This is a genomic window from Pseudomonas marginalis, assembly GCF_024169655.1.
Lineage (GTDB): Bacteria > Pseudomonadota > Gammaproteobacteria > Pseudomonadales > Pseudomonadaceae > Aquipseudomonas > Aquipseudomonas paraveronii.
This window is the reverse complement of sequence record NZ_JALJWV010000001.1, coordinates 5,542,471-5,567,639: the sequence shown is the minus strand read 5'-3', so window position 1 is coordinate 5,567,639 and position 25,169 is coordinate 5,542,471. Positions and strand designations below refer to the sequence as shown.

At 55.5% G+C, this 25,169-nt stretch carries 36 protein-coding genes; 35 read left to right on the top strand and 1 reads right to left on the bottom strand.

Annotation, left to right across the window (positions count from 1 at the left end; all coding sequences use genetic code 11):
- The first annotated feature begins 200 nt into the window (after positions 1-200).
- The 34 genes from rpsL (at position 201) to bfr (ending at position 20,686) form a co-directional block, all read left to right on the top strand.
- A complete protein-coding gene (rpsL, locus tag J2Y83_RS25770) occupies positions 201-572 on the top strand; it encodes a 30S ribosomal protein S12 (RefSeq protein ID WP_002555494.1) in 372 nt (123 codons plus the stop codon).
- A 118-nt stretch (positions 573-690) separates the two neighbouring features.
- Positions 691-1,161 (top strand): 30S ribosomal protein S7, encoded by a 471-nt coding sequence (gene rpsG, locus J2Y83_RS25765; RefSeq protein ID WP_002555493.1) that lies wholly within the window; start codon positions 691-693, stop codon positions 1,159-1,161.
- Between the two features lie 30 nt (positions 1,162-1,191).
- A complete protein-coding gene (gene fusA, locus J2Y83_RS25760; RefSeq protein WP_247396020.1) occupies positions 1,192-3,297 on the top strand; it encodes an elongation factor G in 2,106 nt (701 codons plus the stop codon).
- A gap of 30 nt (positions 3,298-3,327) precedes the next feature.
- Entirely contained in the window at positions 3,328-4,521 is a 1,194-nt protein-coding gene (gene tuf / locus J2Y83_RS25755; protein WP_095109688.1) for an elongation factor Tu, read from the top strand.
- Between the two features lie 158 nt (positions 4,522-4,679).
- Positions 4,680-4,991 carry a 30S ribosomal protein S10 gene (rpsJ, locus tag J2Y83_RS25750; protein WP_003186070.1) on the top strand — a complete coding sequence of 104 codons (312 nt, stop codon included), beginning with the start codon at positions 4,680-4,682 and terminating at the stop codon, positions 4,989-4,991.
- 81 nt (positions 4,992-5,072) lie between these two features.
- Positions 5,073-5,708, top strand: a complete 636-nt coding sequence (rplC, locus tag J2Y83_RS25745) for a 50S ribosomal protein L3 (RefSeq protein WP_007253310.1) — start codon at positions 5,073-5,075, stop codon at positions 5,706-5,708.
- Positions 5,709-5,720: 12 nt separating this feature from the next.
- On the top strand, positions 5,721-6,323 hold the full coding sequence (gene rplD / locus J2Y83_RS25740) for a 50S ribosomal protein L4 (protein ID WP_003210082.1): 603 nt from the start codon (positions 5,721-5,723) through the stop codon (positions 6,321-6,323).
- Positions 6,320-6,619: a 50S ribosomal protein L23 gene (rplW, locus tag J2Y83_RS25735; protein ID WP_002555488.1), complete on the top strand. Its 300-nt coding sequence runs from the start codon at positions 6,320-6,322 to the stop codon at positions 6,617-6,619. The genes rplD and rplW overlap by 4 nt, the downstream gene beginning before the upstream one ends.
- 14 nt (positions 6,620-6,633) lie before the next feature.
- A complete protein-coding gene (gene rplB / locus J2Y83_RS25730) occupies positions 6,634-7,458 on the top strand; it encodes a 50S ribosomal protein L2 (RefSeq protein WP_032884535.1) in 825 nt (274 codons plus the stop codon).
- A 16-nt stretch (positions 7,459-7,474) separates the two neighbouring features.
- On the top strand, positions 7,475-7,750 hold the full coding sequence (rpsS, locus tag J2Y83_RS25725; RefSeq protein ID WP_003232420.1) for a 30S ribosomal protein S19: 276 nt from the start codon (positions 7,475-7,477) through the stop codon (positions 7,748-7,750).
- Positions 7,751-7,761: 11 nt separating this feature from the next.
- Positions 7,762-8,094 carry a 50S ribosomal protein L22 gene (gene rplV, locus J2Y83_RS25720; protein WP_003103908.1) on the top strand — a complete coding sequence of 111 codons (333 nt, stop codon included), beginning with the start codon at positions 7,762-7,764 and terminating at the stop codon, positions 8,092-8,094.
- 13 nt (positions 8,095-8,107) lie between these two features.
- Positions 8,108-8,794 carry a 30S ribosomal protein S3 gene (gene rpsC / locus J2Y83_RS25715; protein WP_003176422.1) on the top strand — a complete coding sequence of 229 codons (687 nt, stop codon included), beginning with the start codon at positions 8,108-8,110 and terminating at the stop codon, positions 8,792-8,794.
- 12 nt (positions 8,795-8,806) lie between these two features.
- Positions 8,807-9,220: a 50S ribosomal protein L16 gene (rplP, locus tag J2Y83_RS25710; protein ID WP_003232424.1), complete on the top strand. Its 414-nt coding sequence runs from the start codon at positions 8,807-8,809 to the stop codon at positions 9,218-9,220.
- Positions 9,220-9,411, top strand: a complete 192-nt coding sequence (rpmC, locus tag J2Y83_RS25705; protein ID WP_002555481.1) for a 50S ribosomal protein L29 — start codon at positions 9,220-9,222, stop codon at positions 9,409-9,411. The genes rplP and rpmC overlap by 1 nt, the downstream gene beginning before the upstream one ends.
- A 2-nt stretch (positions 9,412-9,413) precedes the next feature.
- Positions 9,414-9,680, top strand: coding sequence for a 30S ribosomal protein S17 (rpsQ, locus tag J2Y83_RS25700; RefSeq protein ID WP_003176419.1), 267 nt, complete (start codon positions 9,414-9,416; stop codon positions 9,678-9,680).
- A 23-nt stretch (positions 9,681-9,703) separates the two neighbouring features.
- A complete protein-coding gene (gene rplN, locus J2Y83_RS25695; RefSeq protein WP_002555479.1) occupies positions 9,704-10,072 on the top strand; it encodes a 50S ribosomal protein L14 in 369 nt (122 codons plus the stop codon).
- Between the two features lie 11 nt (positions 10,073-10,083).
- Positions 10,084-10,398: a 50S ribosomal protein L24 gene (rplX, locus tag J2Y83_RS25690; RefSeq protein ID WP_003176416.1), complete on the top strand. Its 315-nt coding sequence runs from the start codon at positions 10,084-10,086 to the stop codon at positions 10,396-10,398.
- Positions 10,399-10,418: 20 nt separating this feature from the next.
- Complete coding sequence (gene rplE, locus J2Y83_RS25685; RefSeq protein ID WP_003176415.1) at positions 10,419-10,958, top strand: 50S ribosomal protein L5; 540 nt, start codon at positions 10,419-10,421, stop codon at positions 10,956-10,958.
- Positions 10,959-10,971: 13 nt separating this feature from the next.
- Complete coding sequence (rpsN, locus tag J2Y83_RS25680; protein ID WP_003176414.1) at positions 10,972-11,277, top strand: 30S ribosomal protein S14; 306 nt, start codon at positions 10,972-10,974, stop codon at positions 11,275-11,277.
- A 208-nt stretch (positions 11,278-11,485) separates the two neighbouring features.
- Positions 11,486-11,878, top strand: coding sequence for a 30S ribosomal protein S8 (rpsH, locus tag J2Y83_RS25675; RefSeq protein WP_003186040.1), 393 nt, complete (start codon positions 11,486-11,488; stop codon positions 11,876-11,878).
- A 12-nt stretch (positions 11,879-11,890) separates the two neighbouring features.
- Positions 11,891-12,424: a 50S ribosomal protein L6 gene (gene rplF, locus J2Y83_RS25670; protein WP_003176412.1), complete on the top strand. Its 534-nt coding sequence runs from the start codon at positions 11,891-11,893 to the stop codon at positions 12,422-12,424.
- Positions 12,425-12,434: 10 nt separating this feature from the next.
- Entirely contained in the window at positions 12,435-12,785 is a 351-nt protein-coding gene (gene rplR / locus J2Y83_RS25665; RefSeq protein ID WP_003186037.1) for a 50S ribosomal protein L18, read from the top strand.
- A 3-nt stretch (positions 12,786-12,788) separates the two neighbouring features.
- Positions 12,789-13,289, top strand: a complete 501-nt coding sequence (gene rpsE / locus J2Y83_RS25660; protein ID WP_003186035.1) for a 30S ribosomal protein S5 — start codon at positions 12,789-12,791, stop codon at positions 13,287-13,289.
- Positions 13,290-13,291: 2 nt separating this feature from the next.
- Positions 13,292-13,468: a 50S ribosomal protein L30 gene (rpmD, locus tag J2Y83_RS25655; RefSeq protein WP_003176408.1), complete on the top strand. Its 177-nt coding sequence runs from the start codon at positions 13,292-13,294 to the stop codon at positions 13,466-13,468.
- Between the two features lie 3 nt (positions 13,469-13,471).
- Complete coding sequence (gene rplO / locus J2Y83_RS25650; protein ID WP_003176407.1) at positions 13,472-13,909, top strand: 50S ribosomal protein L15; 438 nt, start codon at positions 13,472-13,474, stop codon at positions 13,907-13,909.
- Positions 13,910-15,238, top strand: coding sequence for a preprotein translocase subunit SecY (gene secY, locus J2Y83_RS25645; RefSeq protein ID WP_003176406.1), 1,329 nt, complete (start codon positions 13,910-13,912; stop codon positions 15,236-15,238).
- Positions 15,239-15,265: 27 nt separating this feature from the next.
- Positions 15,266-15,382 (top strand): 50S ribosomal protein L36, encoded by a 117-nt coding sequence (rpmJ, locus tag J2Y83_RS25640; protein WP_002555468.1) that lies wholly within the window; start codon positions 15,266-15,268, stop codon positions 15,380-15,382.
- 129 nt (positions 15,383-15,511) lie between these two features.
- The gene (gene rpsM / locus J2Y83_RS25635; RefSeq protein ID WP_003210063.1) at positions 15,512-15,868 is read left to right on the top strand and encodes a 30S ribosomal protein S13; all 357 of its coding nucleotides are present in this window, start codon (positions 15,512-15,514) and stop codon (positions 15,866-15,868) included.
- Between the two features lie 30 nt (positions 15,869-15,898).
- A complete protein-coding gene (gene rpsK, locus J2Y83_RS25630) occupies positions 15,899-16,288 on the top strand; it encodes a 30S ribosomal protein S11 (protein ID WP_002555466.1) in 390 nt (129 codons plus the stop codon).
- 18 nt (positions 16,289-16,306) lie between these two features.
- The gene (rpsD, locus tag J2Y83_RS25625) at positions 16,307-16,927 is read left to right on the top strand and encodes a 30S ribosomal protein S4 (RefSeq protein WP_003176404.1); all 621 of its coding nucleotides are present in this window, start codon (positions 16,307-16,309) and stop codon (positions 16,925-16,927) included.
- Positions 16,928-16,949: 22 nt separating this feature from the next.
- A complete protein-coding gene (locus J2Y83_RS25620; protein WP_003176403.1) occupies positions 16,950-17,951 on the top strand; it encodes a DNA-directed RNA polymerase subunit alpha in 1,002 nt (333 codons plus the stop codon).
- 41 nt (positions 17,952-17,992) lie between these two features.
- On the top strand, positions 17,993-18,379 hold the full coding sequence (rplQ, locus tag J2Y83_RS25615) for a 50S ribosomal protein L17 (RefSeq protein WP_247396022.1): 387 nt from the start codon (positions 17,993-17,995) through the stop codon (positions 18,377-18,379).
- 238 nt (positions 18,380-18,617) lie between these two features.
- On the top strand, positions 18,618-20,066 hold the full coding sequence (locus J2Y83_RS25610; protein ID WP_253399581.1) for a catalase: 1,449 nt from the start codon (positions 18,618-18,620) through the stop codon (positions 20,064-20,066).
- A gap of 155 nt (positions 20,067-20,221) precedes the next feature.
- Complete coding sequence (bfr, locus tag J2Y83_RS25605) at positions 20,222-20,686, top strand: bacterioferritin (protein WP_247396024.1); 465 nt, start codon at positions 20,222-20,224, stop codon at positions 20,684-20,686.
- Between the two features lie 66 nt (positions 20,687-20,752).
- On the opposite strand, the gene uvrA is transcribed toward bfr, so the two are convergent.
- Positions 20,753-23,587 (bottom strand): excinuclease ABC subunit UvrA, encoded by a 2,835-nt coding sequence (gene uvrA, locus J2Y83_RS25600; RefSeq protein ID WP_253399580.1) that lies wholly within the window; start codon positions 23,585-23,587, stop codon positions 20,753-20,755.
- A gap of 178 nt (positions 23,588-23,765) precedes the next feature.
- Here uvrA and J2Y83_RS25595 point away from each other — a divergent pair, with 178 nt between their 5' ends.
- Complete coding sequence (locus J2Y83_RS25595; protein WP_253399579.1) at positions 23,766-25,160, top strand: MFS transporter; 1,395 nt, start codon at positions 23,766-23,768, stop codon at positions 25,158-25,160.
- Positions 25,161-25,169: the final 9 nt, after the last annotated feature.

Sequence of the window (25,169 nt, the reverse complement as noted above, 5' to 3'; positions counted from 1 at the left end):
TCTGGGCCCTGGCAGCCCCCATTCGTCGGATCGAGGCAGTTTTGCCCCGGTTCGTTGAGAGGGGAGGTCGGGGCCTTGCCTTGACTGGGGGCAAGATCCTCTTTAGACTCTTGTACCCCTAAATTTGGCGGGAATTCGTTCCTGCCATTTTGCTTTTCTTGCAAGACAATAGCGTCGCAAGACAACAGTGGAGCTAGTAGATGGCAACTATCAACCAGCTGGTACGTCAGCCGCGTAAGCGTATCGTCGAGAAATCCGACGTACCTGCGCTGCAGAACTGCCCGCAACGTCGTGGCGTATGCACTCGCGTGTATACCACTACGCCGAAAAAACCTAACTCGGCACTGCGTAAAGTATGCCGTGTGCGTCTGACCAACGGTTTCGAGGTTTCCTCGTACATCGGCGGTGAAGGCCACAACCTGCAAGAGCACAGCGTGGTACTGATCCGCGGCGGTCGTGTAAAAGACTTGCCAGGTGTTCGTTACCACACCGTACGCGGCTCCTTGGATACTTCCGGCGTTAAAGGTCGTAACCAGGGTCGTTCGAAGTACGGTACCAAGAAGCCTAAGTAGTAGCGGCTTTTTGTAAAACTGAATCATCTTATTTTCTGAGTCGATAAGAGTAAGGTCGGAGGCGTCCCGAAAGGGCACCGATTCCGAGCGAACCTGAAGACCGTTTGAGGGCTTATCCATGCCAAGAAGACGCGTAGCAGCCAAGCGCGAAGTGCTTGACGATCCAAAATACGGAAGCCAAATTCTGGCCAAGTTCATGAACCACGTGATGGAAAGCGGCAAGAAAGCCGTTGCCGAGCGTATCGTTTATGGCGCGCTGGAAAAGGTTAAAGAACGCAAGAACAGCGACCCCCTGGAAATCTTCGAGAAAGCTCTCGACGCCATCGCTCCGCTGGTCGAAGTGAAGTCGCGCCGTGTAGGCGGTGCTACTTACCAGGTTCCGGTCGAAGTTCGTCCGTCCCGTCGTAACGCCCTGGCAATGCGCTGGTTGGTAGACTTCGCCCGTAAGCGTGGCGAGAAGTCTATGGCTCTGCGTTTGGCTGGCGAACTGTTGGACGCTGCTGAAGGTAAAGGTGCTGCTGTTAAGAAGCGTGAAGACGTGCACCGTATGGCTGAAGCTAACAAAGCTTTCTCGCACTACCGCTTCTAATTCTAGCTTCACTAATTTTGCGAGGGCTTTATGGCTCGTACTACTCCGATTAGTCGCTACCGTAACATCGGTATCGTCGCTCACGTGGATGCTGGTAAAACCACCACCACCGAGCGCGTCCTTTTTTACACCGGCAAAAGTCACAAGATGGGCGAGGTGCATGACGGCGCCGCGACCACAGACTGGATGGTTCAGGAGCAGGAGCGTGGTATTACCATTACTTCTGCTGCTATTACCGCCTTCTGGAAAGGTTCCGAGAAGCAGTACAAAGATGAGCACCGCTTCAACGTAATCGATACCCCGGGCCACGTAGACTTCACCATTGAAGTTGAGCGTTCCCTGCGTGTACTCGACGGCGCTGTCGTTGTGTTCTGCGGCACCTCGGGTGTTGAGCCTCAGTCGGAAACCGTATGGCGTCAAGCCAACAAGTACGGCGTTCCACGTCTTGTTTACGTAAACAAGATGGACCGTGCTGGTGCGAACTTCCTGCGCGTGATCGGTCAGATCAAGCAGCGTCTGGGTCACACCCCGGTGCCAATCCAGTTGGCTATCGGTTCCGAAGACAACTTCCAGGGGCAGATCGATCTGCTGGCCATGGAAGCTGTTTACTGGAACGATGCTGACAAAGGTATGGTTCCTCGTCGCGAAGCTATCCCTGCAGACATGCAGGAATTGGCTGACGAGTGGCGCAACAACATGGTTGAGGCTGCGGCCGAAGCCAACGAAGAACTGATGAACAAGTACCTCGAAGGTGAAGAACTCACCAACGCGGAAATCAAGGCCGCTCTGCGTCAGCGTACTATCGCTGGTGAGATCGTCTTGGCTGTTTGCGGTTCTTCCTTCAAGAACAAGGGTGTTCCCCTGGTTCTCGACGCCGTGATCGACTACCTGCCTGCGCCGGTTGATATTCCTGCCATCAAGGGTACTGACCCGGATGACGAGACTATCGAGCTGGAGCGTCATGCAGACGACAGCGAGCCGTTCTCGGCTCTGGCGTTCAAGATCGCTACCGACCCATTCGTGGGTACCCTGACCTTCGTCCGCGTTTACTCGGGCGTGTTGAACTCCGGCGACGGCGTGATCAACTCGGTCAAGGGCAAGAAAGAGCGCGTGGGTCGTATGGTGCAAATGCACGCAAACGCCCGTGAAGAGATCAAGGAAGTACGCGCTGGTGACATCGCGGCCTTGATCGGCATGAAGGACGTCACCACTGGTGAAACTTTGTGCAACGCTGACAAGCCAATCATCCTGGTTCGTATGGACTTCCCGGAGCCGGTTATTTCGGTTGCCGTAGAGCCTAAGACCAAGGATGACCAGGAAAAAATGGGTATCGCTCTGGGTAAACTTGCTCAGGAAGATCCATCTTTCCGCGTCAAGACTGATGAAGAGACTGGTCAAACGATCATCTCCGGCATGGGCGAGCTGCACCTGGACATCCTGGTTGACCGGATGCGCCGTGAGTTCAACGTCGAAGCCAACATCGGTAAGCCTCAGGTTTCCTATCGTGAGCGCATCACGAAGAACTGTGAAATCGAAGGCAAGTTCGTTCGTCAGTCCGGCGGTCGTGGTCAGTTCGGTCACTGCTGGATCCGTTTTGCTCCTGCTGATGAAGGTCAGGAAGGTTTGCAATTCGTGAACGAAGTAGTGGGTGGTGTTGTTCCTAAGGAATACATCCCTGCTATCCAGAAGGGTATCGAAGAGCAGATGAAGAACGGTGTTGTTGCCGGCTATCCGCTGATCGGCCTGAAAGCAACCGTTTTTGACGGTTCTTACCACGACGTCGACTCCAACGAGATGGCGTTCAAGGTGGCTGCTTCCATGGCAACCAAGCAACTGGCCCAGAAGGGCGGTGGTGAGTTGCTTGAGCCAATCATGGCGGTAGAAGTTGTTACACCTGAAGACTATATGGGTGATGTCATGGGCGACCTTAACCGTCGTCGCGGCATGATCTTGGGTATGGAAGACACGGTTTCCGGCAAAGTGATTCGCGCCGAGGTTCCGTTGGGTGAGATGTTCGGTTATGCGACCGACGTTCGCTCCATGTCCCAGGGTCGCGCAAGCTACTCTATGGAATTCAAAAAATACAACACAGCTCCGGCGCACATCGCTGAAACTGTATCCAAAAAACAAGGCTGATTCAGTCCTTTAGGCAAGGAGTTAATTGTCGTGGCTAAAGAAAAATTTGATCGTTCCCTACCACACGTCAACGTTGGCACTATCGGTCACGTTGACCATGGTAAAACCACTCTGACTGCTGCTCTGACTCGCGTTTGCTCCGAAATTTTCGGTTCCGCAGTCGTTGATTTCGATAAGATCGACAGCGCACCAGAAGAAAAAGCTCGTGGTATCACCATCAACACCGCGCACGTTGAATACAACTCGCTGATCCGTCACTACGCTCACGTTGACTGCCCAGGTCACGCTGACTATGTGAAGAACATGATCACCGGTGCTGCCCAAATGGACGGCGCGATCCTGGTTTGCTCGGCCGCTGATGGTCCGATGCCACAAACCCGTGAGCACATCCTGCTGTCCCGCCAGGTTGGCGTTCCGTACATCGTGGTTTACCTGAACAAGGCTGACCTGGTAGACGACGCTGAGCTGCTGGAACTGGTTGAGATGGAAGTGCGCGATCTGCTGAGCACTTACGACTTCCCAGGCGACGACACTCCGATCATCATCGGTTCTGCTCGTATGGCTCTGGAAGGCAAAGACGATAACGAAATGGGCACCACGTCCGTTCGTAAACTGGTTGAGACTCTGGACAGCTACATCCCAGATCCAGTTCGTGTTATCGACAAGCCGTTCCTGATGCCAATCGAAGACGTATTCTCGATCTCCGGTCGTGGTACTGTTGTTACCGGTCGTATCGAGCGCGGTATCGTTAAGGTTCAAGATCCACTGGAAATCGTTGGTCTGCGTGACACTACTGTCACCACCTGCACCGGTGTTGAAATGTTCCGTAAGCTGCTCGACGAAGGTCGTGCTGGCGAGAACTGCGGCGTTCTGCTGCGTGGTACCAAGCGTGACGACGTTGAGCGTGGCCAGGTTCTGGTTAAGCCAGGTTCGGTTAAGCCGCACACCAAGTTCGAAGCTGAAGTGTACGTGCTGAGCAAAGAAGAAGGCGGTCGTCACACTCCGTTCTTCAAAGGCTACCGTCCACAGTTCTACTTCCGTACTACTGACGTGACTGGTAACTGCGAGCTGCCGGAAGGCGTTGAAATGGTAATGCCAGGCGACAACATCAAAATGGTTGTCACCCTGATCAAAACCATCGCAATGGAAGACGGTCTGCGCTTCGCTATCCGTGAAGGCGGCCGTACCGTTGGTGCTGGCGTTGTAGCTAAAATCATCGAGTAAGCTCTTTTTTGAGTTAGCTTCGAGGTTTTGAGAAAGCCCCCGCTTAGCGGGGGCTTTTTTTATTGGGTTGACACCCATCTGGGGCGTCTATAGAATTGCGCCTCCTTTTAACGGGCGTATTGCGCTCGCTGGGAATAGCAGCCGGAGTCTGAAATCCAATGCAAAATCAGCAAATCCGTATCAGGTTGAAGGCTTTTGACCATCGCCTGATCGACCAATCCACCCAGGAAATCGTGGAAACCGCGAAACGTACTGGTGCACAAGTGCGTGGTCCAATTCCACTGCCTACCCGTAAAGAGCGGTTCACCGTTCTGGTCTCCCCGCACGTCAACAAAGACGCGCGTGACCAGTACGAGATCCGTACTCATAAGCGCGTACTGGACATCGTCCAGCCAACGGATAAAACCGTTGATGCACTTATGAAGCTTGATCTGGCGGCCGGTGTGGAAGTACAGATCAGCCTCGGCTAAGACTTGGGTCTTAGTCGTGTAACGCTCTGAAATGGGCGGCCATAGCGGGTGAAAGCCCCGTACACTCATGAGGTTTACAACATGACTATTGGTGTAGTCGGTCGTAAATGCGGTATGACCCGTATTTTCACCGAAGAAGGTGTCTCCATTCCGGTTACGGTCATTGAGATCGAGCCGAATCGCGTCACCCAGTTTAAAACTGAAGAAACCGATGGCTATCGTGCAGTGCAAGTCACTGTCGGCGAGCGTCGTGCTTCGCGCGTGACTGCTGCTCAAGCAGGTCACTTCGCTAAAGCAAACGTTGCAGCTGGTCGCACTGTTATGGAGTTCCGTCTTGAAGAAGGCGACTACCAGGCTGGCGATCTGATCAACGCTGAAATCTTCGCCGCTGGTCAACTGGTTGATGTAACCGGTCAGTCCAAGGGTAAAGGCTTCCAGGGTACGATCAAGCGTTGGAATTTCCGTGGCCAAGACAACACTCACGGTAACTCCGTTTCCCACCGCGTCCCGGGCTCTATTGGCCAGTGCCAGACTCCTGGTCGTGTATTCAAGGGCAAAAAAATGTCCGGTCATATGGGCGCTGAGCGCGTGACCGTGCAGTCCCTCGAAGTAGTGCGCGTCGACGCTGAACGCAATCTGTTGTTGGTCAAGGGTGCTGTTCCTGGCGCTACTGGCGGCAACCTGGTTGTACGTCCAGCGGCCAAGGCTCGCGGTTAAGGGGAAGCTGACATGCAATTAAATGTAAATGACGCTCAAGCGATCGAAGTTTCCGAACTGACATTTGGCGGCGAATTCAACGAGACGCTCGTTCACCAAGCAGTCGTGGCCTACATGGCCGGCGGCCGTCAAGGTAGCAAGCAGCAAAAGACCCGTTCCGACGTTCGTGGTGGCGGTAAGCGCCCTTGGCGTCAGAAAGGTACTGGCCGTGCTCGTGCCGGTACTATCCGTAGCCCAATCTGGCGCGGCGGCGGTACCACTTTCGCAGCTCGTCCTCAGGATCACACTCAGAAGCTCAACAAGAAGATGTACCGCGCAGCACTGCGCTCCATCCTTGCTGAACTCGTGCGTACTGATCGTCTGGTCGTGGTTCAGGACTTCGCTGTTGAAGCACCGAAAACCAAAGATCTGCTGAACAAGCTGAACGGCATGGGCCTGACTGACGTCTTGATCGTGTCTGAAGCTGTTGATCAGAACCTGTACCTGGCTGCTCGCAACCTGCCACACGTTGATGTACGTGACGTGCAAGGTTCCGATCCAGTTAGTCTGATCGCATACGACAAGGTGTTGATCACCGTGTCGGCCGTGAAGAAATTCGAGGAGCTGCTGGGATGAACCAGGAACGCGTATTTAAAGTTCTGCTTGGCCCGCACGTTTCCGAAAAGGCTACGGTTCTGGCTGACAAGAAAGGCCAGTTCGTTTTCAAGGTTGCAACTGACGCAACCAAGCTGGAAATCAAGAAGGCCGTCGAAAGCCTGTTCAGCGTGAAAGTAGAGCGTGTTACTACCCTGAATGTTCTGGGTAAGAGCAAGCGCACTGCTCGCGGTCTGGGCAAGCGTAATGACTGGAAGAAGGCGGTTATCTCCCTTCAGCCAGGCCAAGATCTCGATTTCAGCAGCAGTGCTGAGTAAGGAAGGGGTGCATCATGGCAATCGTTAAATGCAAACCGACTTCCCCTGGCCGCCGTTTTGTGGTCAAGGTGGTCAACCAGGAGCTGCATAAAGGCGCTCCTCACGCACCGCTGCTCGAGAAGAAATCGAAGACTGGTGGTCGTAACAACAATGGTCGCATTACCACTCGTCACATCGGTGGTGGCCATAAGCAGCATTATCGTCTGGTCGACTTCCGTCGCAACGACAAAGATGGCATCACTGCCACTGTCGAGCGTATCGAATACGATCCAAACCGTACTGCTCACATCGCTCTGCTGCTGTACGCAGATGGCGAGCGTCGCTACATCATCGCCCCTAAAGGCGTGAGTGCTGGCGACCAGCTGATCGCAGGTGCCCTGGCACCGATCAAGCCGGGCAACGCTCTGCAACTGCGTAACATTCCAGTTGGTAGCACCGTACACGGCATCGAATTGAAGCCAGGTAAAGGCGCGCAAATCGCTCGTTCCGCTGGTGCTTCGGCTCAGCTGATCGCTCGTGAAGGTGTCTACGTGACCCTGCGTCTGCGTTCTGGTGAGATGCGTAAAGTGCTGGCTGAATGCCGCGCGACCTTGGGCGAAGTCTCGAACTCCGAGCACAGCCTGCGTTCGCTGGGTAAAGCTGGTGCCAAACGCTGGCGTGGCGTTCGCCCAACCGTTCGTGGTGTTGCCATGAACCCGGTTGACCACCCACACGGTGGTGGTGAAGGTCGTACCTCTGGTGGTCGTCATCCGGTATCGCCATGGGGCTTCCCGACTAAGGGCGCGAAGACTCGTGGTAATAAGCGTACCGACAAAATGATCGTCCGTCGTCGCAAGTAAATAGAGGGATACGACAGTGCCACGTTCTCTGAAAAAAGGTCCTTTTATTGATCTTCACCTACTGAAGAAGATCGAAGTGGCGGCGGAAAAGAATGATCGCAAGCCGGTGAAAACCTGGTCGCGTCGTTCGATGATCCTGCCACAAATGGTCGGTTTGACCATCGCAGTACACAACGGTCGTCTTCACGTCCCAGTTCTCGTGAACGAAGACATGGTCGGCCACAAACTAGGCGAGTTTGCCGGTACCCGCACATATCGTGGGCACGTGGCAGACAAGAAAGCCAAGCGTTAAGGGGTTAGGAAATGGAAGTAGCCGCTAAGTTGTCGGGCGCTCGAATCTCCGCCCAGAAAGCCCGCTTGGTCGCCGACCAGATCCGCGGGAAGAAGGTGGGCGAAGCGCTCAACCTGTTGGCTTTCAGCAGTAAGAAAGCCGCCGAGATCATGAAGAAAGTGCTGGAGTCGGCCGTAGCCAACGCCGAGCATAACGAAGGCGCAGACGTTGATGACCTGAAGGTCAGCACCGTTTTCGTCAACGAAGGGCGTTCGCTGAAGCGTATCATGCCGCGTGCCAAAGGCCGTGCTGATCGCATCGTCAAGCGGTCTTGCCATATCACTGTCAAGGTTGCTGACAAGTAACGGAGTCGAAGAGATGGGTCAGAAAGTACATCCCATTGGCATTCGCCTGGGAATCGTCAAGGAGCACACCTCCGTCTGGTACGCAGACGGTCGGACTTATGCGGACTATTTGTTCGCTGATCTGAAGGTGCGTGAGTATCTCCAAGACAAACTAAAAAGCGCGTCCGTAAGCCGTATCGATATCCATCGTCCGGCGCAAACTGCACGTATCACCATCCACACCGCTCGTCCAGGTATCGTTATCGGGAAGAAAGGTGAAGATGTTGAGAAACTGCGTCAGGACCTGACCAAGCAAATGGGTGTGCCTGTGCACATCAATATCGAAGAGATCCGTAAGCCGGAGCTCGACGGTATGCTGGTTGCGCAGAGCGTAGCTCAGCAGCTGGAGCGTCGCGTCATGTTCCGTCGCGCTATGAAGCGCGCCGTACAGAACGCCATGCGCATTGGTGCCAAAGGCATCAAAATCCAAGTGAGCGGTCGTCTCGGCGGTGCTGAAATCGCACGTACTGAATGGTATCGCGAAGGTCGTGTGCCATTGCACACCCTGCGTGCCGACATCGACTATGCCAACTACGAAGCTCACACCACTTACGGTGTGATCGGTGTAAAGGTTTGGATCTTCAAAGGCGAAGTAATTGGTGGTCGCCAAGAAGAACTGAAACCACAAGCACCAGCGCCTCGTAAAAAAGCTGCTAAGTAAGGGGTACGCCAAATGTTGCAACCAAAGCGTACGAAGTTCCGCAAGCAGATGACAGGCCACAACCGTGGTCTGGCTCAGCGCGGTAGCAAAGTCAGCTTCGGCGAATTCGCGCTGAAGTCTGTAGCTCGTGGTCGTCTCACCGCTCGTCAGATCGAGTCAGCGCGTCGTGCTCTGACCCGTCACGTAAAACGTGGCGGCAAGATCTGGATCCGTGTATTCCCGGACAAGCCAATCTCCAAAAAGCCCCTCGAAGTTCGGATGGGTAAAGGTAAGGGTAACGTGGAATACTGGGTTGCCCAGATTCAGCCAGGCAAAGTCCTGTATGAAATCGAGGGTGTAACTGAAGAGCTGGCGCGTGAGGCTTTTGCCCTGGCTGCTGCAAAGCTGCCGCTCGCCACCGCCTTTGTTAAACGGACGGTGATGTGATGAAAGCGAATGAACTTCGTGAAAAATCCGCACAGCAGCTGAACGAGCAACTGCTCGGCCTGCTGCGCGACCAGTTCAATCTGCGCATGCAGAAAGCAACTGGCCAGTTGGGGCAGTCTCATCTGCTCTCGCAAGTTAAGCGTGACATCGCTCGCGTGAAGACTGTGCTCAACCAGCAGGCAGGTAAGTGATCATGGCTGAAGCCGAAAAGACTGTCCGTACGCTGACTGGCCGTGTTGTCAGCGACAAGATGGACAAAACCATCACCGTTTTGATCGAGCGCCGCGTTAAGCACCCGATCTACGGTAAATATGTTAAGCGTTCGACTAAGCTGCACGCGCACGACGAAACCAACCAGTGCCACATCGGCGACAAAGTCACTATTCGTGAAACTCGTCCGCTGGCCAAGACCAAGTCTTGGGCACTGGTTGATGTTCTCGAACGCGCTGTGGAAGTCTAAGGACTAGGGGTCGGAGAAATTATATGATTCAGACTCAATCCATGCTCGATGTGGCCGATAACAGCGGCGCTCGCCGTGTTATGTGCATCAAGGTGCTGGGTGGCTCCCATCGTCGTTACGCTGGTATCGGTGACATCATCAAGGTTACCGTTAAGGAAGCAATTCCTCGCGGTAAAGTGAAAAAAGGCCAAGTGATGACTGCTGTTGTAGTCCGCACTCGTCACGGTGTTCGCCGTGCAGATGGCTCCATTATCCGCTTTGATGGCAACGCTGCTGTTCTTCTGAACAACAAGCAAGAGCCGATCGGCACCCGTATCTTTGGGCCAGTGACCCGTGAACTTCGTACTGAGAAGTTCATGAAGATCGTCTCGCTCGCCCCAGAAGTGCTGTAAGGAGATCCGACATGCAAAAGATTCGTCGTGACGACGAGATCATCGTGATCGCCGGCAAAGACAAAGGTAAGCGCGGTAAGGTGCTTAAGGTTCTCGCTAATAACCGTCTGGTTATTGGTGGTCTGAACCTGGTTAAGCGTCATACCAAGCCTAACCCGATGTCGGGCGTACAAGGCGGTATCGTCGAAAAAGAAGCTCCGCTGGACGCTTCTAACGTCGCCATTTTCAACGGCGAAACCAACAAGGCAGACCGCGTTGGTTTCAAAGTAGAAGATGGCAAGAAAATTCGTGTCTTCAAGTCGACCCAAAAAGCGGTTGATGCTTGAACACTGCTAGGTAGAAGACCATGGCACGACTAAAAGAGATTTATTGGAAAGAAATCGCACCGAAGCTTAAGGAAGAACTTAAGCTTTCGAACGTGATGGAAGTTCCACGCGTTACCAAAATCACCCTGAACATGGGTCTGGGCGAAGCGGTCGGCGACAAAAAAGTCATCGAGCACGCTGTTGCTGACCTGGAAAAGATCACCGGTCAAAAAGTCGTTGTGACTTACGCTCGGAAATCCATCGCTGGCTTTAAAGTCCGTGAAGGTTGGCCGATCGGCGTCAAAGTGACTCTGCGCCGTGAGCGTATGTACGAATTCCTGGATCGTCTGCTGTCGATCTCCCTGCCTCGGGTCCGCGACTTCCGCGGCCTGAATGCCAAGTCCTTCGATGGTCGTGGTAACTACAGCATGGGCGTGAAAGAGCAGATCATCTTCCCGGAAATCGACTACGACAAGATCGATGCTCTCCGCGGTCTGGACATCACCCTGACCACCACTGCCAAGAACGATGATGAAGGTCGCGCCCTGTTGCGTGCTTTCAAATTCCCGTTCCGCAACTGATTGGAGTAGGACCATGGCCAAGATGAGCATGAAAAACCGCGAGCTGAAGCGTCAGCTCACGGTTGCCAAGTACGCCAAGAAGCGTGCAGCACTGAAAGCAATCATCGTTGATCTGAACGCAAGTCCAGAAGCGCGTTGGGAAGCGACAGTAGCACTGCAGAAGCAGCCACGTGACGCAAGCGCCTCGCGCATGCGTAACCGCTGCCGCCTGACCGGTCGTCCACACGGCGTTTACCGCAAGTTCGGCCTCGGCCGTAACAAACTGCGTGAAGCGGCAATGCGTGGTGACGTACCAGGTCTGGTTAAAGCTAGCTGGTAAGTACTTTCAACGTCCAGGTGGTCGGTTTCGCAAGATACTGACCGCCGGTGGCCTTGAATCTGGAACAAGCCCCTTTTGGGGCTTGTTTCATTTCCGTAGTGTGTCTAAAATACGCGGCTCGCCTGAGCCCGTGTGTTTTATGCTCGGAGATTCTCGGCGACATATGTAGCCGCAAGGCTAATTTTTTTGTATTAGGAGCGTCTAGCCCATGAGTATGCAGGACCCGTTAGCGGACATGCTAACTCGTATCCGTAATGCCCAGATGGCTGAAAAGTCCGTCGTAAGCATGCCATCTTCCACGTTGAAGGTTGCTGTTGCCAAAGTCCTGAAAGACGAAGGCTACATTGCGGGTTATCAGATCAGCAGCGAAATCAAACCACTGCTGTCCATCGAGCTGAAGTACTTCGAAGGCCGTCCGGTCATCGAGGAAGTGAAGCGCGTTAGCCGTCCAGGCCTGCGTCAGTACAAGTCCGTCGATGATCTGCCAAAAGTTCGTGGCGGTCTCGGTGTGTCTATCGTCTCCACCAACAAAGGTGTGATGACGGATCGTGCTGCGCGCGCTGCCGGTGTCGGCGGCGAAGTTCTTTGCACTGTGTTCTAAGGGGGGATAAGCATGTCACGCGTCGCTAAGAACCCCGTTAAGCTGCCAGCCGGTGTCGAAGTAAAATTCGCAGGCCAACAGCTTTCGGTGAAGGGTGCCAAGGGTACTCTCGAACTGAACATCCATTCGTCGGTTGAGATCGTTGAAGAAGCTGGTGAGCTGCGTTTCGCTGCTCGCAATGGCGATCAACAAACTCGCGCAATGGCCGGTACCACTCGTGCGTTGGTAAACAACATGGTCCAAGGCGTAAGCCAAGGCTTCGAGCGTAAGCTCCAGCTGGTCGGTGTTGGTTACAAAGCGCAAGCAAAAGGCACGGTTTTGAACCTGGCCCTTGGCTTCTCGCACCCAGTGGATTACGAACTGCCGGAAGGCATCACCGCTGAGACCCCGAGCCAAACCGATATCCTGATCAAGGGTATTGATAAGCAGCTGGTAGGTCAGGTGGCCGCTGAGATCCGCGACTTCCGTCCACCAGAGCCGTACAAAGGCAAAGGTGTGCGCTACGCGGACGAAGTCGTCCGTCGTAAAGAAGCCAAGAAGAAGTAGGGCATAGCAAATGACCGACAAAAAAGTTACTCGACTGCGTCGCGCTCGCAAAGCACGCCTGAAAATGCACGAACTCGAAGTCGTGCGTCTCTGCGTGTTCCGCTCGTCGCAGCACATCTACGCCCAGGTCATCTCGGCCGACGGCAACAAAGTCCTGGCAAGCGCCTCGACTTTGGATAAAGAACTGCGTGATGGTGCCACTGGCAACATCGACGCGGCCACTAAGGTTGGCCAGCTGGTCGCTACGCGTGCAAAAGCCGCTGGCGTCTCGCAGGTGGCTTTCGACCGCTCTGGCTTCAAGTATCACGGTCGCGTCAAGGCGCTGGCTGATGCTGCTCGTGAAGCTGGGCTGGAGTTCTAAGTTATGTCAAATAACGACCAAAAGCGCGACGAAGGCTACATTGAGAAGCTGGTTCAAGTTAACCGCGTAGCCAAAACCGTTAAAGGCGGCCGTATCTTCACTTTCACCGCGTTGACCGTGGTTGGTGATGGTAAAGGGCGTGTTGGCTTCGGCCGTGGCAAGTCACGTGAAGTGCCTGCTGCGATCCAGAAGGCAATGGAAGCTGCTCGTCGCAACATGATCCAAGTTGATCTGAACGGCACTACTCTGCAGTACGCAATGAAGTCCGCCCATGGCGCTTCGAAGGTGTACATGCAGCCTGCTTCTGAAGGTACCGGTATCATCGCTGGCGGCGCTATGCGTGCTGTCCTCGAAGTTGCTGGCGTTCAGAACGTTCTGGCCAAGTGCTACGGCTCGACTAACCCTGTAAACGTGGTTCACGCCACTTTCAAGGGTTTGAAAGCAATGCAGTCTCCTGAATCCATTGCCGCCAAGCGTGGCAAAAGCGTCAAGGAGATCTTCTGATCATGGCTACCGTTAAAGTAACGCTGATCAAAAGCATGACCGGTCGCATCCCTAACCACAAATTGTGCGTTAAGGGTTTGGGTCTGCGTCGCATCGGTCACACTGTAGAAGTCCAGGATACTCCCGAGAATCGCGGGATGATCAACAAGGCTTACTACATGCTGCGTGTCGAGGGTTAATCGATGAAACTCAATGATCTGAGTCCAGCGCCGGGTTCCCGTCGCGAAAAGCATCGTCCGGGCCGTGGTATCGGTAGCGGTTTGGGTAAGACTGGTGGCCGTGGCCACAAAGGTCAAACCTCCCGCTCCGGTGGCACCATCGCTCCAGGCTTTGAAGGCGGTCAACAGCCGCTGCATCGTCGCCTGCCTAAGTTCGGTTTCGTATCCCTGAAAGCCATGGACCGCGCAGAAGTGCGTTTGTCCGAGCTGGCTAAAGTGGAAGGCGACATCGTTACTGTGCAGACCCTGAAAGATGCCAACGTGATCAACGTCAACGTACAGCGTGTGAAAATCATGCTGTCCGGTGAAGTGACCCGCGCTGTCACTATCGGCAAGGGAATCGGCGCCACCAAAGGTGCGCGTTCGGCTATCGAAGCAGCTGGCGGCAAGTTCGAGGAATAAATGGCTAAGCAAGGTGCTCTCTCAGCGCTCGGCAAAGGCGGTATGTCTGAACTTTGGGCTCGTCTGCGTTTTCTGTTCCTGGCGATTATCGTCTACCGAATAGGCGCACACATCCCGGTTCCAGGTATCAACCCGGACCGACTCGCAGACCTGTTTCGACAGAATGAGGGGACCATTCTTAGCTTGTTCAACATGTTTTCCGGCGGCGCGCTGGAACGGATGAGCATCTTTGCACTGGGGATCATGCCGTACATTTCGGCATCGATCATCATGCAGTTGATGACCGCCGTCAGCCCGCAGTTGGAGCAGTTGAAGAAGGAAGGTGAAGCTGGCCGTCGCAAGATTAGCCAGTACACCCGCTACGGCACTGTCATCCTTGCCCTGGTTCAAGCTATCGGCATGTCCGTTGGCTTGGCGGGGCAGGGTGTTGCGTTCACTGGTGACTTTGGCTTCCATTTCGTCGCGGTATCCACATTTGTGGCTGGTGCGATGTTTATGATGTGGCTGGGTGAGCAGATTACTGAGCGTGGTGTTGGTAACGGTATCTCGATGTTGATTTTCGCAGGTATCGTCGCCGGTCTTCCGAGAGCAATCGGGCAGTCTTTCGAGTCTGCGCGTCAGGGTGATATCAATATTTTTGCCCTGGTTGCCATCGGTTTGCTGGCAGTAGCGATTATCGGTTTTGTGGTGTTCATTGAGCGTGGCCAGCGTCGTATTGCTGTTCACTACGCCAAGCGTCAGCAGGGCCGCAAGGTTTTTGCTGCGCAGACCAGCCACTTGCCGCTGAAAGTGAATATGGCCGGTGTTATCCCGGCAATTTTCGCGAGCAGCATTTTGCTGTTTCCGGCTTCGTTGGGTACCTGGTTTGGTCAGTCTGAAAACATGGGCTGGCTGCAGGACCTTTCTCAGTCGATCGCTCCTGGTCAGCCGTTGAATATTCTGCTGTTTAGTGCAGGGATTATTTTCTTCTGCTTCTTCTATACGGCGTTGATGTTCAATCCGAAAGACGTAGCGGAAAACCTGAAGAAGTCCGGTGCCTTTATTCCGGGCATCCGTCCAGGTGAGCAGTCTGCACGCTACATTGATGGCGTTCTGACTCGTTTGACCCTGTTCGGTGCTCTATATATGACGGCCGTGTGCTTGTTGCCCCAGTTCCTGGTGGTTGCAGCAAACGTACCGTTCTACCTTGGCGGGACCTCGTTGCTGATCGTCGTCGTGGTTGTGATGGACTTCATGTCCCAAGTACAATCGCACCTCGTTTCGCACCAGTACGAATCCCTGATGAAGAAAGCCAACCTGAAGGGTTACGGCAGCGGCATGTTGCGCTGAGTACCCATAAGGTTCGAGGAGTTGGTGATGAAAGTTCGTGCATCGGTGAAAAAGCTGTGCCGTAACTGCAAAATTATTCGCCGCGAAGGTGTTGTTCGAGTAATTTGCAGCGCGGAACCGCGTCACAAACAGCGCCAAGGCTGAGTGTGATCCGCTTGAAGCCCGGCAGCTAGTGCGCTGCCGGGTTGATTATTTGTTATTACAGCGATATTATCTCGCGCCCTATTTCTTGGCTTCCGGGGCGTAGGTAGCTGTCAATTGGAGTCCCACTGAATGGCCCGTATTGCAGGCGTTAACATTCCAGATAACAAGCACACTGTTATCTCGCTGACCTACATCTATGGTGTTGGTCGCACTACTGCGCAGAAAATTTGCGCAGATACTGGGGTAAACCCAGCCGCAAAGATTAAAGATCTGAGCGACGAGCAGATTGAGCTGTTGCGTGGCGAAGTGGCGAAGTTCACCACTGAAGGTGACCTGCGTCGCGAAATCAACATGAAAATCAAGCGTTTGATGGACCTCGGTTGCTACCGTGGTCTGCGTCATCGTCGTGGTCTTCCAGTGCGCGGTCAGCGTACCAAGACTAACGCGCGTACCCGTAAAGGTCCGCGTAAGCCGATCCGCAAGTAATCGCCCACGCGAATCGACAGGAAATTAATCATGGCAAAACCTGCTGCTCGTCCTCGTAAAAAAGTTAAAAAGACAGTGGTTGATGGCATCGCCCACATCCATGCTTCTTTTAACAACACAATCGTGACCATCACCGACCGTCAAGGTAACGCGCTTTCTTGGGCTACCTCCGGTGGTTCGGGTTTCCGCGGTTCCCGCAAGTCCACCCCGTTTGCTGCTCAAGTAGCTGCTGAACGTGCTGGTCAAGCTGCGCTGGAATACGGCCTGAAAAACCTTGACGTTAACGTCAAAGGTCCAGGTCCAGGTCGTGAGTCTGCTGTCCGTGCTTTGAACGGCTGTGGCTATAAGATCGCCAGCATCACCGACGTGACGCCAATCCCGCACAACGGGTGCCGTCCGCCGAAGAAGCGCCGCGTGTAATCCAGGAGATTGTAAAGAATGGCTCGTTACATTGGTCCAAAATGCAAACTCGCTCGTCGCGAAGGCACCGATCTCTTCCTGAAGAGCGGCGTGCGCGCGATCGAATCGAAGTGCAACATTGAAGCAGCACCTGGTATCCACGGCCAACGCCGCGGTCGCCAGTCCGATTACGGCACCCAACTGCGTGAAAAGCAGAAGGTCCGTCGTATTTACGGCGTTCTCGAGCGTCAGTTCAGCGGCTACTACAAAGAAGCTGCTGGCAAGAAAGGTGCAACCGGTGAAAACCTGCTGCAACTGCTCGAATGCCGTCTGGACAACGTTGTATACCGTATGGGCTTTGGTTCTACTCGTGCCGAATCCCGTCAGCTGGTATCGCACAAGTCGATCAGCGTTAACGGTCAGACCGTAAACGTTCCGTCCTACCAGGTTCGTGCTGGTGACGTGGTCGCTGTCCGCGAGAAAGCAAAAAACCAACTTCGCATTGTCCAAGCTCTCGATCTGTGTGCCCAACGTGGCCGCGTAGAATGGGTAGAAGTAGACACTGAGAAGAAGTCGGGCGTTTTCAAGAACGTTCCTGCTCGCAGTGATCTGTCCGCCGACATCAACGAAAGCCTGATTGTCGAGCTCTACTCCAAGTAAGGGCTAGAAAATAGGTGCATCCATGCAGATTTCGGTAAATGAGTTCCTGACACCCCGCCACATTGATGTGCAGGTTGTCAGTCCAACCCGCGCCAAAATCACTCTCGAGCCTCTCGAGCGTGGTTTTGGCCACACCCTGGGCAACGCGCTGCGCCGCATCCTGTTGTCCTCAATGCCCGGCTGTGCAGTAGTCGAGGCCGAGATTGACGGTGTGCTCCACGAGTACAGCGCCATCGAAGGTGTACAGGAAGACGTAATTGAAATCCTGTTGAACCTTAAAGGTCTGGCTATCAAGCTGCACGGCCGTGACGAAGTTACGCTGACCTTGTCGAAGAAGGGTTCGGGGGTGGTTACCGCTGCCGATATTCAGCTGGATCATGATGTCGAGATCGTTAACCCCGATCACGTAATCGCTAACCTGGCGTCTAACGGCGCCCTGAACATGAAGCTCACTGTAGCTCGTGGTCGTGGTTATGAACCGGCCGACTCGCGTCAGAGCGATGAAGACGAAAGCCGCAGCATTGGTCGCTTGCAGCTTGATTCTTCGTTCAGCCCGGTTCGCCGCATCGCATACGTGGTGGAAAACGCCCGTGTCGAGCAGCGTACTAACCTGGACAAGCTGGTTATTGATCTGGAAACCAACGGTACTCTGGACCCTGAAGAGGCTATCCGTCGCGCTGCAACCATCCTGCAACAGCAGTTGGCTGCGTTCGTCGACCTCAAAGGTGACAGCGAACCAGTGGTAATCGAGCAGGAAGACGAGATCGATCCGATCCTGCTTCGCCCGGTTGACGATCTGGAACTGACTGTACGTTCGGCTAACTGCCTTAAGGCGGAAAACATTTACTACATCGGCGACCTGATTCAGCGTACCGAAGTAGAACTGTTGAAGACTCCGAACCTGGGCAAGAAATCCTTGACTGAAATCAAGGACGTTCTGGCCTCCCGCGGTCTGTCCCTCGGCATGCGCCTCGACAACTGGCCGCCTGCAAGTCTTAAGAAGGACGACAAGGCGACTGCCTGATCGTCGTAATCACCGAACGTGAGTTTGGTAAGGAATGAACCATGCGTCATCGTAAAAGTGGACGTCACCTGAGCCGTACCAGCTCGCACCGTAAGGCCATGTTTCAAAACATGGCGGTGTCGCTGTTCGAGCACGAGCTGATCAAAACTACACTGCCGAAAGCTAAAGAACTGCGTCGCGTTGCTGAGCCGCTGATCACTTTGGCTAAGACAGACAGCCTGGCTAACCGCCGTCTGGCATTCGACCGTACTCGTTCGAAAGCTATCGTTGGTAAGCTCTTCAACGACCTGGGCAAGCGTTACGCTACCCGTGAGGGTGGCTACCTGCGCATCCTCAAGTGCGGTTTCCGCTCTGGCGACAACGCGCCTATGGCGTATGTCGAGTTGGTTGATCGTGCTACTGCCGGCGAAGCTGTAAGCGCCGAGTAAGACGACAGTCTGTAACGAAGAACCGGGCCTAGTGCCCGGTTTTTTGTGCGCGTAAGAAAAGCGCCATTTGTACAAGCTGCGTCAGGTCGACACCGGCACTATGGTGGTCAGGTGTATTGGTAGTAATTTTCTATTGATCCCCACAATTTAATGAATTTGTAGGTGTCATGTTGATGATCAATACTCACTGCAAGCCGATTAGCCGGCAGTTCCGAGTCCGACCTGAGGAAGATTGAGCATGAGCCAGAACAAAATTCTTACCACCGCCAGCGGCGCTCCCGTGGCGGACAACCAGAACTCCCGTTCCGCCGGCCCACGTGGCCCGTTGCTGCTTGACGACTTTCACCTGATTGAGAAGCTCGCGCACTTCAATCGCGAAAACATCCCTGAGCGTCGAGTGCATGCCAAAGGTTCGGGTGCTTACGGCACGTTCACCGTTACCCAGGACATCACTGAATACACCAGCGCCAAGCTGTTCGAGTCCGTGGGTAAACAAACGCCGACCTTTCTGCGCTTCTCCACGGTAGGTGGGGAACGTGGTTCGGCTGACACCGAACGCGATCCTCGTGGCTTTGCCTTGAAGTTCTACACCGAAGAAGGCAACTGGGACATCGTCGGTAACAATACGCCGGTGTTCTTCATCCGTGACCCTCTGAAGTTCCCTGATTTTATCCACACCCAGAAACGCCTGCCGCAAAGCAATCTGAAAAGTGCGCAGATGATGTGGGACTTCTGGTCGCACTCCCCGGAGGCGCTGCACCAGGTCACCATCCTGTTTTCGGACCGTGGTATCCCTGACGGTTACCGTCACATGCACGGCTTCGGTAGCCACACCTACAGCCTGATCAACGCCAAGGGCGAGCGGCACTGGGTAAAGTGGCACTACAAGACCAAGCAAGGCATCAAGAACCTGGCACCGGCTGAGGCCGCGCGCTTGGCGGGCACCGACCCTGATTACGCACAGCGCGATCTGTTTGGTGCGATCGAGCGCGGCGATTTCCCGAAATGGCGCGTTTGCATTCAGATCATGACCGAGGCCCAAGCCAACGCACATTACGAGAACCCCTTTGACGTGACCAAAACCTGGTCACAAAAGGAATTCCCGCTGATCGAAGTCGGTGAACTGGAGCTCAACCGTAATCCACAGAACTACTTCGCTGAAGTGGAGCAAGCAGCGTTTGGCCCGAGCAACATGGTCCCGGGGGTCGGTCTGTCGCCAGACCGCATGCTGCAGGGTCGCGTTTTCGCTTATGCAGATGCACATCGCTACCGTATCGGCACCAACCACCAACAATTGCCGGTGAATGCCCCGCGCAGCCCGGTCAACAGCTACCAGCGTGACGGTTCGATGGCCTTCGGCAGCAACGGCGGTGCGACGCCCAACTATGAGCCAAACAGCTACGCCGACGCGCCGAAACAAGCGCCACAGTACGCCGAGCCTGCATTGGCCCTGAGCGGTGCCGCAGATCGTTACGATCACCGCGAAGACACCGACTATTACAGCCACGCCGGTGCGCTGTTCCGCCTGATGAACGATGAGCAGAAAGCCTTGCTCACCGGCAACATCGCCGGCGCCATGGCGGGGGTTTCCAGTGATGTGGTCCAGCGTCAGTTGCAACACTTCTTCAAAGCCGATCCGGCTTATGGAGAAGCAATCGCAAAGGCACTGGGTGTATCGCTTAACTGACTCTAAACGATAAGCAGAACCGCCCTCATTTGGGCGGTTTTTGCGTTAATTCAGCTACTTTTCTCTGTAAATCTTCACTTTTCTGCCGTTGGTTCCGTGACCTATAGGTCAGCATGGTTCAAACTAAAGACTTTCAAGCAGGGAGATGTAGGGCGATGCAAGGTCACCCCAACGTAATCGATTACCTCAACACGTTGCTGACGGGCGAACTGGCTGCTCGTGACCAATATTTCATCCATTCGCGTATGTACGAAGACTGGGGCTTTACCGAGCTCTATGAACGTATCAACCACGAGATGGAAGAAGAGACGCAGCACGCCGATGCGCTGATGCGCCGTATCCTGATGCTCGAAGGCACGCCACGCATGCGTCCGGACGACCTGGACGTAGGCACCACGGTGCCTGAGATGCTCGCCGCCGACCTGCGCCTTGAGTACAAGGTCCGTGCCGCGCTGTGCAAGGGCATCGAGCTGTGCGAGCAGCACAACGACTATGTCACTCGTGAAATTCTGCGCGTGCAGTTGGCCGATACCGAAGAAGATCACACCTACTGGCTGGAGAAGCAGTTGGGCCTGATCAAGCTGGTCGGCCTGGAGAATTACCTGCAATCGCAGTTCTGATTCCCGGCTGTAAAAAAGCCCCTGTCACCGTTGAAGTGACAGGGGCTTTTTATTGGGTCGGATAAATCAGGCCCGGTCGCGTGCGAGCAATGGTTTCAAGTAGTAACCCGTGTGCGACTGCGGCATTTCGGAGACCTGCTCCGGCGTACCCACCGCGATGATCTGGCCGCCCTTGGAACCGCCTTCCGGCCCGAGGTCGACCAGCCAGTCGGCGGTCTTGATCACATCCAGGTTGTGTTCGATCACCACCACGGTGTTGCCGTGGTCACGCAGGCGGTGCAACACATCCAGTAATTGCTGAATATCCGCGAAGTGCAGGCCCGTGGTCGGTTCATCGAGGATATACAGGGTTTTACCCGTATCCCGCTTGGACAGCTCGCGGGACAGCTTGACCCGCTGCGCCTCACCACCGGACAGCGTGGTCGCCGATTGCCCCAGCTTGATGTACGACAAGCCCACATCCATCAGCGTCTGCAGCTTGCGCGCCAACGCCGGAACCGCGTCGAAGAACACCCGCGCTTCTTCGATGGTCATCTCCAGGGTTTCGTGAATGTTCTTGCCCTTGTATTTGATCTCAAGGGTTTCGCGGTTATAGCGCTTGCTCTTGCACACATCGCAGGGCACGTAGATGTCCGGCAGGAAGTGCATTTCCACTTTGATCAAGCCATCGCCCTGGCACGCTTCGCAGCGCCCGCCCTTGACGTTGAACGAGAACCGGCCCGGCCCGTAGCCCCGCGAGCGGGATTCCGGCACGCCAGCGAACAACTCGCGGATGGGCGTGAACAACCCGGTATAGGTCGCCGGGTTGGAGCGTGGTGTGCGGCCAATCGGGCTCTGGTCGATATCGACCACTTTGTCCAAGAGCTCAAGGCCCTTGATGCTGTCATGTGCAGCCGCTTCCAGAGTGGTCGCGCCGTTCAAGGCGGTGGCGCTCAATGGGAACAGGGTGTTGTTGATCAGCGTCGACTTGCCCGAACCGGAAACACCGGTCACACAGGTCAGCAGGCCCAGGGGAATCTCCAGGTCGACATTGCGCAGGTTGTTGCCACGCGCACCCTTGAGGTGCAACGCCATCTTCTTGTTGCGTGGCGTGCGCTTGGCCGGCACCTCAATCTTCACGCGACCGGACAGGTACTTGCCCGTCAGTGAGTCCGGATGGGCCATCACCTCGGCAGGCGTACCTTGGGCGACGATATGTCCACCATGTACGCCGGCACCCGGGCCGATATCGACCACATAATCTGCCAGGCGAATCGCGTCTTCATCGTGCTCGACCACAATCACCGTGTTGCCGATATCCCGCAGGTGCTTCAGCGTGCCCAGGAGGCGATCGTTGTCGCGCTGGTGCAAGCCGATCGACGGTTCATCGAGGATATACAGCACACCCACCAGGCCGGCACCGATCTGGCTGGCCAGGCGAATACGCTGGGCTTCACCGCCCGACAAGGTATCGGCGCTGCGGTCCAGCGACAGGTAATCCAGGCCGACGTTAACCAGGAACTGCAGGCGCTCGCGAATCTCCTTGAGGATCTTGTCGGCAATCTCCCCACGGCGTCCGGTCAGCTTGAGGACACCAAAGTATTCACAGGCATCACCGATCGGCAGGTTGGTCACTGCCGGCAGGGTCTTCTCGCCAACCCATACGTGCCGCGCTTCACGGCGCAGGCGGGTGCCACGGCAATCCGGGCAGGGCTGGGTGCTGAGAAACTTCGCCAGCTCTTCACGCACGCTCGCCGACTCGGTCTCGCGGTAGCGGCGTTCGAGGTTCGGCACGATGCCTTCGAACGGGTGCGAGCGTTTGACGATGTCGCCACGGTCGTTGAGGTATTTGAAGTCGACGCTCTGCGAGCCGCTGCCGTTGAGAATGACCTTCTGCTGATCCGCCGGCAGTTGGTTGAACGGTACTTCCAGGCTGAACTTATAGTGCGACGCCAACGACCCGAGCATCTGGAAGTAATAGACGTTACGCCTGTCCCAGCCGCGTATCGCGCCTTCTGCCAGCGTCAGTTCGCCATTGACCAGGCGCTTGATGTCGAAGAACTGCTTCACCCCCAGGCCATCACAGGTCGGGCATGCGCCGGCCGGGTTGTTGAAGGAGAACAGCTTGGGTTCCAGCTCGCTGATGGCGTGGCCACAGATCGGGCAGGCAAAGCGCGCGGAGAAGATGATCTCTTCGCCAGGCTCGTCGTCCATCGGCGCGACCAGGGCGATACCGTCCGCCAGCTTCAGGGCGGTCTCGAAGGATTCGGCCAGGCGTTGCTGCAAGTCGGCGCGCACTTTGAAACGGTCGACCACGACATCAATCGAGTGCTTCTTCTGCTTGTCGAGTTTCGGCGCTTCGTCCAGCTCATACAGCTTGCCGTTGATCCGCGCACGCACGAAACCTTGGGCACGCAGTTCTTCAAACACCGAAAGGTGTTCACCCTTGCGCTCGCGAATTACCGGCGCCAGCAACATCAGCTTGGCGCCTTCCGGCTGGGCCAGCACCAGGTCGACCATCTGGCTGACGGTCTGGGCTTCCAGCGGAATGTCGTGGTCCGGGCAGCGCGGGATACCGACGCGCGCATAGAGCAGGCGCAGGTAGTCGTAGATCTCGGTGATGGTGCCCACGGTGGAGCGCGGGTTATGGGACGTCGATTTCTGCTCGATGGAAATCGCCGGCGACAGGCCTTCGATGGTGTCGACGTCGGGTTTTTCCATCATCGACAGGAACTGGCGGGCATAGGCCGACAGCGACTCGACATAACGGCGCTGGCCTTCGGCGTACAGCGTGTCGAACGCCAGCGACGATTTGCCGGACCCGGACAAACCGGTGATGACGATCAGTTTGTCCCGGGGCAGGGTCAGGTCGATGTTCTTCAGGTTGTGGGTTCTAGCCCCACGAATCAGGATCTTGTCCAAGATGGCCTCGCACGGCGGGCGTAAATAATGCAGGAGTATACGGATAAAGACTGGATGAATATACACTGTCAAGGTGCTAGGTGCAGCCTTACATGAAACCTGCGCGGCAAAGCGCCGCATATACCCTCTCAATCGATGGGACTGGTAGAATCGCCGCCGGTTCACACGAGGTTTTTCCATGCACGATCCCCACAGCGAACGCATGAGTAGCGGCGAGACCCGAGCGGCAAGCGGTCTGGCCCTGGTGTTCGCCTTCCGTATGCTTGGCATGTTCATGGTGTTGCCGGTACTGGCGACCTACGGGATGGACCTTGCAGGCGCGACCCCCGCCCTGATCGGCCTGGCCATTGGCGCCTATGGCCTGACCCAGGCGATTTTCCAGATTCCGTTCGGGATCATTTCCGACCGCATCGGCCGCCGCCCAGTGATCTACCTCGGGTTGATCGTGTTCGCCCTCGGCAGCGTACTCGCGGCCCAGTCCGATTCTATCTGGGGCGTGATCGCCGGACGTGTCCTGCAGGGCGCCGGTGCAATTTCTGCGGCGGTCATGGCCTTGCTGTCGGACCTGACTCGCGAACAACACCGTACCAAGGCCATGGCCATGATCGGCATGACCATCGGCCTGTCGTTTGCTGTCGCAATGGTGATCGGCCCGTTGCTGACCCGCGCCTTTGGTTTGCACGGACTGTTCCTGGCCACCGGCGGCATGGCGTTGTTCGGTATTGTGATCGTGGCCTTTATGGTGCCGCGCTCCACCGGCACCCTGCAGCACCGTGAATCCGGGGTTGCGCGCCAGGCCCTGCTGCCGACGCTCAAGCATCCGGACCTGCTGCGCTTGGATTTAGGTATCTTTGTATTGCACGCGATGCTGATGAGCAGCTTCGTTGCCTTGCCCCTGGCCCTGGTGGAAAAAGCCGGGCTGCCCAAGGAACAGCACTGGTGGGTCTACCTGACCGCACTGCTGATCTCATTCTTCGCCATGATCCCATTCATCATCTATGGCGAGAAGAAACGCAAAATGAAACGAGTTTTACTCGGCGCCGTCGTGACGCTGATGCTCACTGAGCTATTCTTCTGGCAGTTCGGCGACAGCCTGCGGGCGCTGGTAATCGGTACGGTGGTGTTCTTTACCGCGTTCAACCTGCTAGAGGCTTCGTTGCCTTCGCTGATCAGTAAAGTTTCACCGGCCGGCGGCAAGGGCACGGCGATGGGGGTGTATTCCACCAGCCAGTTCCTGGGCTCTGCGTTGGGCGGCATCATGGGTGGCTGGATGTTCCAGCACGGCGGTTTGTCGGTTGTGTTCCTCGGATGCGCAGGTCTGGCTGCCCTCTGGCTAGCCTTTGCTGTTACCATGCGCGAACCTCCCTATGTGACGAGTCTGCGCTTGCCGTTATCGCCTGAAGCGATACGCGAAGCTGGCTTGGCCGAGCGCCTTAAGGCCGTTACAGGGGTTACCGATGCTGTGGTTATTGCTGAAGAAGCCGCCATCTACATCAAATTGGACACCGAATTATTGGATCGCGCGACGCTCGAGCAACTGGTCAACCCAGTGCCGACAGCGCGCCCAGCTTAGGAGAACGTT

Coding starts and splice junctions, on each gene's coding strand:
- rpsL (WP_002555494.1), top strand. CDS start 201: ATGGCAACTATCAACCAGCTGGTACGTCAGCCGCGTAAGCGTATCGTC.
- rpsG (WP_002555493.1), top strand. CDS start 691: ATGCCAAGAAGACGCGTAGCAGCCAAGCGCGAAGTGCTTGACGATCCA.
- fusA (WP_247396020.1), top strand. CDS start 1,192: ATGGCTCGTACTACTCCGATTAGTCGCTACCGTAACATCGGTATCGTC.
- rpsJ (WP_003186070.1), top strand. CDS start 4,680: ATGCAAAATCAGCAAATCCGTATCAGGTTGAAGGCTTTTGACCATCGC.
- rplC (WP_007253310.1), top strand. CDS start 5,073: ATGACTATTGGTGTAGTCGGTCGTAAATGCGGTATGACCCGTATTTTC.
- rplD (WP_003210082.1), top strand. CDS start 5,721: ATGCAATTAAATGTAAATGACGCTCAAGCGATCGAAGTTTCCGAACTG.
- rplW (WP_002555488.1), top strand. CDS start 6,320: ATGAACCAGGAACGCGTATTTAAAGTTCTGCTTGGCCCGCACGTTTCC.
- rplB (WP_032884535.1), top strand. CDS start 6,634: ATGGCAATCGTTAAATGCAAACCGACTTCCCCTGGCCGCCGTTTTGTG.
- rplV (WP_003103908.1), top strand. CDS start 7,762: ATGGAAGTAGCCGCTAAGTTGTCGGGCGCTCGAATCTCCGCCCAGAAA.
- rpsC (WP_003176422.1), top strand. CDS start 8,108: ATGGGTCAGAAAGTACATCCCATTGGCATTCGCCTGGGAATCGTCAAG.
- rplP (WP_003232424.1), top strand. CDS start 8,807: ATGTTGCAACCAAAGCGTACGAAGTTCCGCAAGCAGATGACAGGCCAC.
- rpmC (WP_002555481.1), top strand. CDS start 9,220: ATGAAAGCGAATGAACTTCGTGAAAAATCCGCACAGCAGCTGAACGAG.
- rpsQ (WP_003176419.1), top strand. CDS start 9,414: ATGGCTGAAGCCGAAAAGACTGTCCGTACGCTGACTGGCCGTGTTGTC.
- rplN (WP_002555479.1), top strand. CDS start 9,704: ATGATTCAGACTCAATCCATGCTCGATGTGGCCGATAACAGCGGCGCT.
- rplX (WP_003176416.1), top strand. CDS start 10,084: ATGCAAAAGATTCGTCGTGACGACGAGATCATCGTGATCGCCGGCAAA.
- rplE (WP_003176415.1), top strand. CDS start 10,419: ATGGCACGACTAAAAGAGATTTATTGGAAAGAAATCGCACCGAAGCTT.
- rpsN (WP_003176414.1), top strand. CDS start 10,972: ATGGCCAAGATGAGCATGAAAAACCGCGAGCTGAAGCGTCAGCTCACG.
- rpsH (WP_003186040.1), top strand. CDS start 11,486: ATGAGTATGCAGGACCCGTTAGCGGACATGCTAACTCGTATCCGTAAT.
- rplF (WP_003176412.1), top strand. CDS start 11,891: ATGTCACGCGTCGCTAAGAACCCCGTTAAGCTGCCAGCCGGTGTCGAA.
- rplR (WP_003186037.1), top strand. CDS start 12,435: ATGACCGACAAAAAAGTTACTCGACTGCGTCGCGCTCGCAAAGCACGC.
- rpsE (WP_003186035.1), top strand. CDS start 12,789: ATGTCAAATAACGACCAAAAGCGCGACGAAGGCTACATTGAGAAGCTG.
- rpmD (WP_003176408.1), top strand. CDS start 13,292: ATGGCTACCGTTAAAGTAACGCTGATCAAAAGCATGACCGGTCGCATC.
- rplO (WP_003176407.1), top strand. CDS start 13,472: ATGAAACTCAATGATCTGAGTCCAGCGCCGGGTTCCCGTCGCGAAAAG.
- secY (WP_003176406.1), top strand. CDS start 13,910: ATGGCTAAGCAAGGTGCTCTCTCAGCGCTCGGCAAAGGCGGTATGTCT.
- rpmJ (WP_002555468.1), top strand. CDS start 15,266: ATGAAAGTTCGTGCATCGGTGAAAAAGCTGTGCCGTAACTGCAAAATT.
- rpsM (WP_003210063.1), top strand. CDS start 15,512: ATGGCCCGTATTGCAGGCGTTAACATTCCAGATAACAAGCACACTGTT.
- rpsK (WP_002555466.1), top strand. CDS start 15,899: ATGGCAAAACCTGCTGCTCGTCCTCGTAAAAAAGTTAAAAAGACAGTG.
- rpsD (WP_003176404.1), top strand. CDS start 16,307: ATGGCTCGTTACATTGGTCCAAAATGCAAACTCGCTCGTCGCGAAGGC.
- J2Y83_RS25620 (WP_003176403.1), top strand. CDS start 16,950: ATGCAGATTTCGGTAAATGAGTTCCTGACACCCCGCCACATTGATGTG.
- rplQ (WP_247396022.1), top strand. CDS start 17,993: ATGCGTCATCGTAAAAGTGGACGTCACCTGAGCCGTACCAGCTCGCAC.
- J2Y83_RS25610 (WP_253399581.1), top strand. CDS start 18,618: ATGAGCCAGAACAAAATTCTTACCACCGCCAGCGGCGCTCCCGTGGCG.
- bfr (WP_247396024.1), top strand. CDS start 20,222: ATGCAAGGTCACCCCAACGTAATCGATTACCTCAACACGTTGCTGACG.
- J2Y83_RS25595 (WP_253399579.1), top strand. CDS start 23,766: ATGCACGATCCCCACAGCGAACGCATGAGTAGCGGCGAGACCCGAGCG.